The organism is Streptomyces griseicoloratus (assembly GCF_014534645.1).
In the GTDB taxonomy this organism is placed as follows: domain Bacteria; phylum Actinomycetota; class Actinomycetes; order Streptomycetales; family Streptomycetaceae; genus Streptomyces; species Streptomyces griseicoloratus.
Window position 1 is genome coordinate 129,488 of the sequence record NZ_JACVQF010000218.1, and the last position, 9,147, is coordinate 138,634.

General features: G+C 72.7%; 8 protein-coding genes. 1 reads left to right on the top strand and 7 read right to left on the bottom strand.

The window, feature by feature from the left end; translation table 11 throughout:
• Window positions 1–189: 189 nt before the first annotated feature.
• The 3 genes from H0H10_RS27480 to H0H10_RS27490 form a co-directional block, all read right to left on the bottom strand.
• Entirely contained in the window at window positions 190–585 is a 396-nt protein-coding gene (locus H0H10_RS27480) for an STAS domain-containing protein (protein ID WP_188183820.1), read from the bottom strand.
• Between the two features lie 114 nt (window positions 586–699).
• Complete coding sequence (locus H0H10_RS27485) at window positions 700–1,134, bottom strand: ATP-binding protein (protein WP_188183821.1); 435 nt, start codon at window positions 1,132–1,134, stop codon at window positions 700–702.
• A 124-nt stretch (window positions 1,135–1,258) separates the two neighbouring features.
• Window positions 1,259–3,166 carry an AMP-dependent synthetase/ligase gene (locus H0H10_RS27490; RefSeq protein WP_188183822.1) on the bottom strand — a complete coding sequence of 636 codons (1,908 nt, stop codon included), beginning with the start codon at window positions 3,164–3,166 and terminating at the stop codon, window positions 1,259–1,261.
• A 152-nt stretch (window positions 3,167–3,318) separates the two neighbouring features.
• Between H0H10_RS27490 and H0H10_RS27495 the strand changes: the two genes are divergently transcribed.
• A complete protein-coding gene (locus H0H10_RS27495) occupies window positions 3,319–3,552 on the top strand; it encodes a DUF6480 family protein (RefSeq protein ID WP_188183823.1) in 234 nt (77 codons plus the stop codon).
• A gap of 31 nt (window positions 3,553–3,583) precedes the next feature.
• On the opposite strand, the gene H0H10_RS27500 is transcribed toward H0H10_RS27495, so the two are convergent.
• The 4 genes from H0H10_RS27500 to H0H10_RS27515 form a co-directional block, all read right to left on the bottom strand.
• On the bottom strand, window positions 3,584–4,675 hold the full coding sequence (locus H0H10_RS27500) for a glutamate--cysteine ligase 2 (protein WP_188183824.1): 1,092 nt from the start codon (window positions 4,673–4,675) through the stop codon (window positions 3,584–3,586).
• A gap of 110 nt (window positions 4,676–4,785) precedes the next feature.
• Window positions 4,786–7,008, bottom strand: coding sequence for a 1,4-alpha-glucan branching enzyme (gene glgB, locus H0H10_RS27505; protein WP_188183825.1), 2,223 nt, complete (start codon window positions 7,006–7,008; stop codon window positions 4,786–4,788).
• A 3-nt stretch (window positions 7,009–7,011) separates the two neighbouring features.
• Window positions 7,012–8,373 (bottom strand): maltokinase N-terminal cap-like domain-containing protein, encoded by a 1,362-nt coding sequence (locus H0H10_RS27510; RefSeq protein WP_188183826.1) that lies wholly within the window; start codon window positions 8,371–8,373, stop codon window positions 7,012–7,014.
• Window positions 8,374–8,401: 28 nt separating this feature from the next.
• Window positions 8,402–9,147: alpha-glucosidase C-terminal domain-containing protein (locus H0H10_RS27515; protein ID WP_188183827.1), on the bottom strand; the 746-nt coding region annotated here is incomplete at its 5' end.

Below are 9,147 nucleotides of genomic sequence, written 5' to 3' on the forward strand. Positions count from 1 at the left end.
GTTCGCCTGCCCCCGGACCGCTGCTTCGCACCTCCTCGATCCCACCCCGCCACCGAGGTTTTGGCGAGCCGGGAGCGGCAGGCAGGCGACAGTGCCCGACCCCACCATGCCCCGGCCCGGCGCGGAACGCACCGGTCCGGAAGGAACCGGGCGTCGCGCCGCGCCGGGCCGCACGGGCGGGACGACGCTTCAGGCGCCGGCTTCCCCCTCGGTTTCCGCCTGCTGTCCGTCGACGAGGGCGAGCGCCTCGTCGACGCTCCACGAGACCGGCACCGTGATGCTGACGCCCGTCAGGTCCAGGATCCGCTGCACCGCCGGGGCGGGGGAGATGACGTGGACGCTGCCGGGCAGGTCGCGCACCTCCTGGTAGACGCGGAGGATGATGTTCATGCCGGAGGAGTCCATGAACGGCACCGCGGACATGTCCAGCAGGAAGTGCCGCCTGCCGTGGTGGAGCTGGTTGGCCAGGTGGTGCTGGAACTCGGTCGCGGTGTCGACGTCCAGGTATCCCTCCACCGTGAGCAGCGCGACGTCCTCCCGGGGCAGCGTCACCTCGACGGACAGCGGGTTCTGGGCAATGGGCACGAATACCTCCAACAGTGCTGACGGCCGGGGCTTTCACCCCCGGACGGGTCCCACCGCGGCGCGCGTACCCGCGAAACCGCCCGGCACACCTGGGGGGACGCCCCACGAGCACGGTCACCAGGGCAGGAAGACGTGGATGTCCTTGCCCTGCTCGCCGCTGACGACGCTCACCTGGTCGGACAGCGTGTGGATCAGATGCCAGCCGATGCCGCCACCGCCGCTGCTCGGCTGGAAGGGGCGCGGTGCGGGCTCGGTCGTACTGGTGTCGTGCATGACCACGTGCACACCGTCGAAGGTCCGGCGCAGGCGGAGCTGGAAGGGGCCCGGCGCGTACTGCACCGCGTTGGCGGCCAGTTCCGTGACGACCAGGAGGATGTCGTCCCAGTGCTCGGGGGCCGACGGCGGTGACACCCGGGCCAGGTCGTAGAGGAATTCCTCCGCGACGAGGCGTGCACCGGTCACATTGTGCAGCTCCCCGGCGAAGCTGGCGGTGCGGCTCGTGATCTCCTCGGAAGCCAGTGTCCTGTCCCAACGCGACTCGGCTGCCATTTCGCCTTCCCGGGCCCGGCGCCAGCCGGGCGGTCGTCCCTTTCCCTGCGCCCCCTTCGTTTGTTAGTTCCCGAGCCGGCGCAGCCTACGCGCGTCCCGCTCCGGGCTCCCGGCAGCCGCCCGCTCACCGGAGGAACACGTTGTCCGACTCCTCCCAGCCGGCCGGATCGTCCGGCAGGCTCCGCGGCCGCCGGCGCGAGCGGGCCTCGTACATCGCGTCGATCTCGAACGCGTAGGTCCGGACGATCTCGTCGCGCCGCAGCTTCATCGAGGGCGTCAGCAGCCCGCCCGCCACGTCGAAGGGCTCCGGCAGGACCCGGAAGACCCGGATGGACTCGGACCGCGACACGGCACTGTTGGCCGCGGCGACCGCCCGTCCGATCTCCTCCCGCAGGGCGTTCTCCTCGCGTGCCTCGCGGACCGGCGCGTCGCCCTGCAGGGCCAGGCCCGCCCGCCAGTGCGTCAGGAACTCCGGGTCCAGCGTGATCAGGGCGCCGACACAGGGCCGGTTGTCACCGACCACCACCGCCTGGTGGACGAGCGGATGCATCCGCAGCCGCTGCTCCAGGGCGGCCGGTGCGACGCTCTTGCCGCCGCTGGTGATGATGACGTCCTTCTTGCGGCCGGTGATCGCCAGATAGCCCTCGTCGTCCAGGTACCCGAGGTCCCCGGTGGCCAGCCAGCCGCCGCGCAGCACCCTCCGGGTGGCCTCCCCGTCACCGACGTAGCCCTGGAACACCGACGGTCCGCGCACCAGGATCTCCCCGTCGTCGGCGATCCGGACCTCCGAGCCCGGCAGCGGCTGCCCGACGGTGCCGGACTTCTCCCGGCCCAGGGGCTGCATCGTCAGCCCGCCGCCGGTCTCCGTCAGGCCGTAGCCGTCGTGGACGTAGACGCCGATGCCCTCGTAGAAGAGGGACAGCTCACGGCTCAGCGGCGATCCGCCGGACGTCGCGCGCCGCACCCGGCCGCCCAGCGCCTCCCGCAGCCGCCGGTACACCGTCCGCTCGTACAGGGCGTGCTGGAGCCGCAGGTCGAGGCCGGGCCCCGAACCCCTGCCCAGCCGCCGGCGTTCCGTCGCCGCGGCGAAGTCCCGGGCCGTGCCGGCGGCCCGCTCGAACAGCGCCCCGCGGCCCGCGCGCTGGGCCGTGCGGAGGAAGTTCTTGTAGATCTTCTCGAACACCGAGGGGACGGCGTAGAAATACGTGGGCCGGAAGGAGCGCAGGGCCGACGACAGCGCCTCCTCGCTCATCGCCGGCTCGTGACCCATGAGCAGACCGCCGCGGACGCACAGCCCCTGGATCATCAGGCCGTACACATGGGAGAAGGGCAGGAAGGCGAGGACGGCACCCTGTTCCCCGGGGGGCGCCGCCGTGTGCCCCCAGCCCGCCAGCAGCGTGTCGCAGGGACTGGCCAGGTTGCGATGGCTCAGTGCGCAGCCCATGGGCCGCCCGGACGTGCCCGAGGTGTAGGCGACGGCCGCGGTGGAGTCGGGCAGCACGATGCGGCGCATGGAGTCGACAGCGGCGTCCGGCACGGACCGCCCGTGCGCCACGAGGTCCTCCAGGGCGCCCGCGTCCAGCTGCCAGACATGGCGCAGCGCCGGAAGCGAGGCGCACACCGAGCCGACGGTCATCACGCTCTGCTCGTCCTCGACCACCACGGCCACGCAGCCGGCGTCCCGCAGGATCCACTCGACCTGGTCGCGCGAGGAGGTCGGGTACACCGGGACGACCTCGGCGCCCACCGTCCACAGCGCGTAGCTCAGCACCGTCCACTCGTACCGGGTGCGGGCCAGGATCGCCACGCGCTCGCCCGGTGAGATCCCGGAGGCGATCAGCCCCTTGGCCACGTCGACGACCTGGTCGCGGAACTCCACGGCCGTCACCTCCTCCCAGACGGCGGAGTCGGGGCCGGTGCGGCGGGCGAGCGCGGGCAGGGTGGGGGTGCGGGCAGCCGTCTCGAAGACGCTGTCGGCGAGCCCGCCGGTCAGGGACGGGGCCGCCGGGCCGGCGGGAGCGGGGTCGCGCATGCGCTGATCCTGACGTGTACGGGGTGTGACCGGGCCGACGAGCACCGTCAGCGGCGGGCTCGAATCTAGCCGAGGCCCAAGCTGCTGGGGACCGGGACGGCAGAAGTGCTCCCGACCCGGTGATCCCGGCCCGATCGGGGGACCCGGACGGCATGAGTTACACGAACCCCGACCCCGACCCCGACCGCACTCCCGGCCTGGAGCCAGGAGGCGGCGTACCGCCCGGCGAGACCCCGCCCGCGGAGAGCAGCCTGCCCGAGGCGGGCCCGAGGGAGGTGCACAATCCCCCGAAGGGCTGGGCCAAGGCACCGCTGACGCTGATCCTCGCCCTCGTGGTGCTCGTCGCCATCGGCTTCCTGGCGTACGCCCTGGCCCTGATCTTCTGACATGGCGCCGAACGCCGACGGGACGGGCGCCTCACGCCGCCTGCGTACGGCGTACGCACTCGGTGACGACGTCCCGCAGGCTGCCGGTGCGCTCCAGCAGCTCGCGCTGCACCCGTGCGCCGTTGCCGCGCCGCAGCAGCCGCGCGGCGGACTCCCGCGCCCGCTCCAGGTCGCCGTCCGCCGCCAGCGCCTCCCCGGCATGGTCCAGCAGGGCCCGTACGACGGCCTCGGCGGGCATGCGCCGCATGGTCGCGGGGTGGAGCAGCTCACTGGTCAGCCCGGACCGGGCCGCCCGCCACGCGGCGAGGCGCAGCAGGCTCACGCTGTGCCCGGCCGGTTCCCGGCCCTCGCGCCACTCGCGCGCGGCGGTCTCCACCAGGGCACGGGCGAGGGCGGCCAGGAGGACGGCGGTCTCGGCGTGCAGGCAGACGTCGGCCACCCGGAACTCCACCGTGGGGTACCGCTGGGACAGCCGGACGTCGAAGTAGATCATTCCCTCGTCGAGGAGGGTCCCGGTGGCGAGCATGTCCGCCACCCGCCGGTGGTAGCGCTCCGCCGAGCCGAACAGCTCGGTCGGGCCGGCCGACGGCCAGCGCTGCCAGATCCGGCTGCGATAGCTGCTGTACCCGGAGTCCTTCCCCTGCCAGAACGGCGAGTTCGCGCTGAGCGCGGCGAGCACCGACAGCCAGGGCCGCACCCGGTCGATGACGGCGACGCCCTCCTCGTCGGACTCCACGGCCACATGTACATGGCAGCCGAGCACGAGCTGTTCGTGGACGACGACCCGGTACTGGTCGGCCATCCACTGGTAGCGCCGGTTCACGCCGACGGCGGGGCTGACGGGCAGGGGAGAGGTGGCGAGCGCCGCGACGGCACAGCCGATCTCCCCGGCGTGCCGCGCGGCCTCCTCCCGGCAGCGGACGATCTCCGCGTGCAGACGCGCCATGTCCGCCTGCGGATGCGTGGCGAACTCCAGCATCTGCTCGTGCAGTTCCTTCTCGAACACGCCCTGGTCGCCGGGGTCCTGCGAGGCCCGGGCGAGGACAGCGGCGGACAGCGCCCGCGGCTCGCCGGTCTCGGGGTCCACCAGGAGGAGTTCCTCCTCCACTCCGACGGTGCGCACGTGATGCCGCCTTTCCGAGGCCCTTGCGCGGCGACGACGGGGATTCTCCGCTCGTAGGACCCCGCGTGCCCCGCAGGGGCCGGTCGGACACCTGGTCGCCCCGCCGGGCTTCACGGAGCGAGCGGCATCAGCCACACCGTGGCCAGCGGAGGCAGCGTGAGCCGGACGCACCCGTCCTCCGGCTTGACCGGTTCGGGGTTGGTGACGTCGCTGCCGCCATACTGCGCGGCGTCCGTGTTCAGGACCTCCCGCCAGGCGTCGGCCTCCTCCGGGACACCGAGCCGGTACTCGTGCCGGACGACCGGGGAGAAGTTCGAGACCGCCAGCAGCGGCGCGCCCTCCTTGTCGAACCGCAGGAACGCGAACACGTTGTCGTCGGCGGCGTCCACCGCGACCCACCGGAAGCCGGCCGGATCGGTGTCACGCTCCCACAGGGCCGGGGTGGCGCGGTAGCGGGCATTGAGATCGCGGACCAGGTCCCGCACACCGCGGTGGTCGCCGGCCGAGTGGTAGTCGTCGTCGAGCAGCCACCACTCGGGACCGTGCTTCTCCGACCACTCGGCTCCCTGGGCGAACTCCTGCCCCATGAACAGCAGCTGCTTGCCGGGATGGGCCCACATGAACCCCAGGTACGCCCGCACGTTCGCCCGCCGCTGCCACCAGTCGCCCGGCATCTTCGACACCAGCGCCTGCTTGCCGTGCACGACCTCGTCGTGGGAGATCGGCAGGACGTAGTTCTCGCTGTAGGCGTACACCATCGAGAAGGTCATCTCGTGGTGGTGGTACTTGCGGTGCACCGGCTCGTGCGCGACGTACTCCAGGGAGTCGTGCATCCAGCCCATGTTCCACTTGAAGCCGAAACCCAGGCCGCCGGTGTCGGTGGGCCGGGTCACCCCGCCCCACGCGGTCGACTCCTCCGCGATCGTCACCACGCCCGGGCAGCGGCGGTAGACGGTCGCGTTCATCTCCTGGAGGAACGCCATCGCCGCCAGGTCCTCCCGGCCTCCGTACACATTGGGCTCCCACTGCCCGGAGTCGCGCGAGTAGTCCAGGTAGAGCATGGACGCGACGGCATCGACGCGCAGCCCGTCGATGTGGAACTCCTCGCACCAGTACACGGCGTTCGCCACCAGGAAGTTGCGCACCTCGGTACGGGCGAAGTCGAAGGTGTAGGTCCCCCAGTCCGGGTGCTCCGCGCGCCGGGAGTCCCCGGGCTCGTACAGCGGGTCCCCGTCGAAGCGGGCCAGCGCCCAGTCGTCCTTCGGGAAGTGGGCGGGCACCCAGTCCATGATCACGCCGATGCCGGCCCGGTGGAGCGAGTCGACCAGGTACCGGAAGTCGTCGGGCGAGCCGAGCCGCGCGGTCGGCGCGTAGAAGCCGGTGACCTGGTAGCCCCAGGACGGCCCGTAGGGGTGCTCGGCGACCGGCATCAGCTCGACGTGGGTGAAGCCGAGGTCCTTGACGTACGCGGGGAGCTCCTCGGCGAGTTCCCGGTAGGTCAGCCCCGGCCGCCAGGACGGCAGGTGCACCTCGTACACCGAGAACGGGGCCTCGTGCACCGGCGTCGCGGCCCGGGACCGCATCCACTCCGCGTCGCCCCACTCGTAGTGCGACGCCGTCACGACGGACGCCGTGTCGGGCGGCTCCTCCGCGCTTCGCGCCATCGGGTCGGCCTTGAGGAACCGGTGGCCGTAGCGGGAGTGGATCTCGAACTTGTACCGGGTGCCCTCGCCGACGCCGGGCAGGAACAGCTCCCACACACCGGAGGAGCCGAGCGAGCGCATGGGGAACGCCGTGCCGTCCCAGAAGGTGAAGTCCGCGGCGACCCGGACGCCCTGGGCGTTCGGCGCCCACACCGTGAAGCGGGTGCCGGCCACGCCCTGGTGGGTCATCGGCTCCGCCCCGAGCGCCCGCCACAGCTGCTCGTGCCGCCCCTCGGAGATGAGGTGCAGGTCGAACTCGCCGAGGGCGGGCAGGAACCGGTACGGGTCGTGCACCTCGTACTCGGCGTCCTCGTACGTCACCACGAGGGTGTACGCGGGGATCTCCGCCAGCGGCAGGACGCCGGAGAAGAGACCGTCCTCCTCCGAGACGAGCGCGTGGCGCTCTCCGTCGACCAGCACGCTCACCCCGCGGGCGAAGGGCCGCAGCGCCCGGAAGGCGATGCCGCCGGGCACCGGATGGGCGCCGAGCAGCGCGTGCGGATCGTGATGGGCGCCCGCCAGCAGGCGCCCGCGGTCGACCGGGTCCAGGGCGGGGGCGGTCCCGCAGGGCCGGGTGGCAGCAGGGGCGGGGCCGGACGGCTCGGGGAGCGAGGTGTCGCGGAGGGCCACGGGTCAGTCTCCTCTCACGGCGAGTCGTTCGATCGCCGCCATGGGTACGGGAAGCCAGTCGGGGCGGTGCCGGGCCTCGTACAGCACCTCGTACACGGCCCGGTCCGTCTCGTAGGCGCGCAGCAGGCCGTGCTTCTTGCGCGGATCCCATCCCGCACGGGCCGCGTAGCCCGCGCAGTAGGCCTCCCGGCAGCGGCGTGCCCACTCGGGGCGCCACGGGCGGCGCTGCCGGGCGGCATAGTCGAAGGAGCGCAGCATGCCCGCGATGTCCCGCACGGGGGAGTGGGCGCTGCGCCGTTCGGCGAGCGGGCGGGACGGCTCGCCCTCGAAATCGATGACGAACCAGTCGCGGCCCGCGCGCAGCACCTGCCCCAGGTGCAGGTCGCCGTGGATGCGCTGGGCGGGCGGCCCGACGTCGCAGGTGGTCAGGGCGGCGAACGCGGTCCGCAGCCCCGGGACGAAGGGCCGCAGCGCCGGTACGCAGTGCGCGGCGGCGGTCAGCCGCTCGGTCATCGCCGCCGCCGTCCGGCCGTTCTCCCCGGGGGCTCCGGCCGGGAAGGCCGACGCCAGCGCGACGTGCACGTCGGCCGTGGCCCGGCCCAGCTCGTGGGCCTGCGCGGTGAAGTCGTCTCCCGAGGCCAGCGCGTCCAGGGCGAGCGTCCAGCCGTCGGTGGCGTCGTGCAGGAACGGCTGCAGCACCCCCAGCGTCGCCTCGTACGGATGTGTCGTGCGGAACCATGCCACGGGGGCGGGGACCCGGTCGCAGCCCTGCCGGGCCAGCGCGTCCGGCACCTCCAGGTCGGGGTTGACGCCGGGCTGGATGCGCCGGAACACCTTCAGGATGAACTCGTCGCCGTACACCAGCGAGGAGTTGGACTGCTCGGCGTCCAGCAGCCGCGGCGCGAGTCCCGCGGGCACCGGCCGCGACGGGTCGCAGCCGAAGCGCAGCGGGCCCGCCTTGCCGGAGTGCCGCAGCCGTTCCAGGAGCAGCTGGGCCGTGCGGGGGTCCTGGAGCGCGTCGTACACCGTCAGACCCGCCAGTGAGCCCTCCTGCACCCGGCCGATGAGCGCACGGCCCAGGCGCGGCGACGGCTGGTTGCGGACGCCGAGCAGCAGCTGGTAGCAGTCGCCGCCCGGAAGCGTGGCGCCGGGTGCGGGCACGGTGCCGGGACCGGTGTGGACCAGCAGGTGCAGACAGCCCGGGAACAGCTCGGTCATCGACAGCAGGCCGAGGTCGGCGAGGGGCCGGTCCTTGCCCGCGAACCAGCGCTGACGCGGCAGCCACTCCCGCAGCAGCCCGCCGAGCGACGCCATGGGCTCGGCGAGTTGCGTGCGTCGGGGGCGCAGGGGTGCGGTCTTCGGCATGGTGACGCGTCCTTTCCTCGGCGCACGCTCACACTCGGCGGCCGATGCGGGATGCGACTCGGGTGAGCCGGAACCAGTAGAAGCCGTGGCCCCCGAGGGTCAGCAGGTACGGCAGTTCGCCGATGGCGGGGAAGCGGACGCCGCCGAACAGCTCCACCGGGTGCCGGCCGGCGAACTCGCGCAGGTCCAGCTCGGTCGGCTGCGCGAACCGGGCGAAGTTGTTCACGCACAGCACCAGGTCGTCCTCGTACTCGCGCAGGAAGGCCAGCACCGCGGGGTTGGAGGAGGGCAGTTCGGTGTACGAGCCGAGACCGAAGGCGGGGTTCTGCTTGCGGATCTCGATCATCCGGCGGGTCCAGTGCAGCAGCGAGGACGGCGAGGCCATGGACGCCTCGACGTTGGTGACCTGGTAGCCGTAGACCGGGTCCATGATCGTCGGCAGGTAGAGCCGCCCCGGATCGCAGGTCGAGAAGCCGGCGTTGCGGTCGGGGGTCCACTGCATCGGCGTGCGCACCGCGTCGCGGTCGCCGAGCCAGATGTTGTCGCCCATGCCGATCTCGTCGCCGTAGTACAGGATCGGCGAGCCGGGGAGGGACAGCAGCAGGGCGGTGAACAGCTCGATCTGGTTGCGGTCGTTGTCCAGCAGCGGGGCCAGGCGGCGGCGGATGCCGATGTTGGCGCGCATGCGCGGGTCCTTGGCGTACTCGGCCCACATGTAGTCGCGCTCCTCGTCGGTGACCATCTCCAGGGTCAGCTCGTCGTGGTTGCGCAGGA

What these genes read in the sequence shown, in the direction of transcription:
- H0H10_RS27495 (WP_188183823.1), top strand. Translation starts at nt 3,319, where the DNA reads ATGAGTTACACGAACCCCGACCCCGACCCCGACCGCACTCCCGGCCTG.
- H0H10_RS27485 (WP_188183821.1), bottom strand. Translation starts at nt 1,134, where the DNA reads ATGGCAGCCGAGTCGCGTTGGGACAGGACACTGGCTTCCGAGGAGATC.
- H0H10_RS27510 (WP_188183826.1), bottom strand. Translation starts at nt 8,373, where the DNA reads ATGCCGAAGACCGCACCCCTGCGCCCCCGACGCACGCAACTCGCCGAG.
- H0H10_RS27490 (WP_188183822.1), bottom strand. Translation starts at nt 3,166, where the DNA reads ATGCGCGACCCCGCTCCCGCCGGCCCGGCGGCCCCGTCCCTGACCGGC.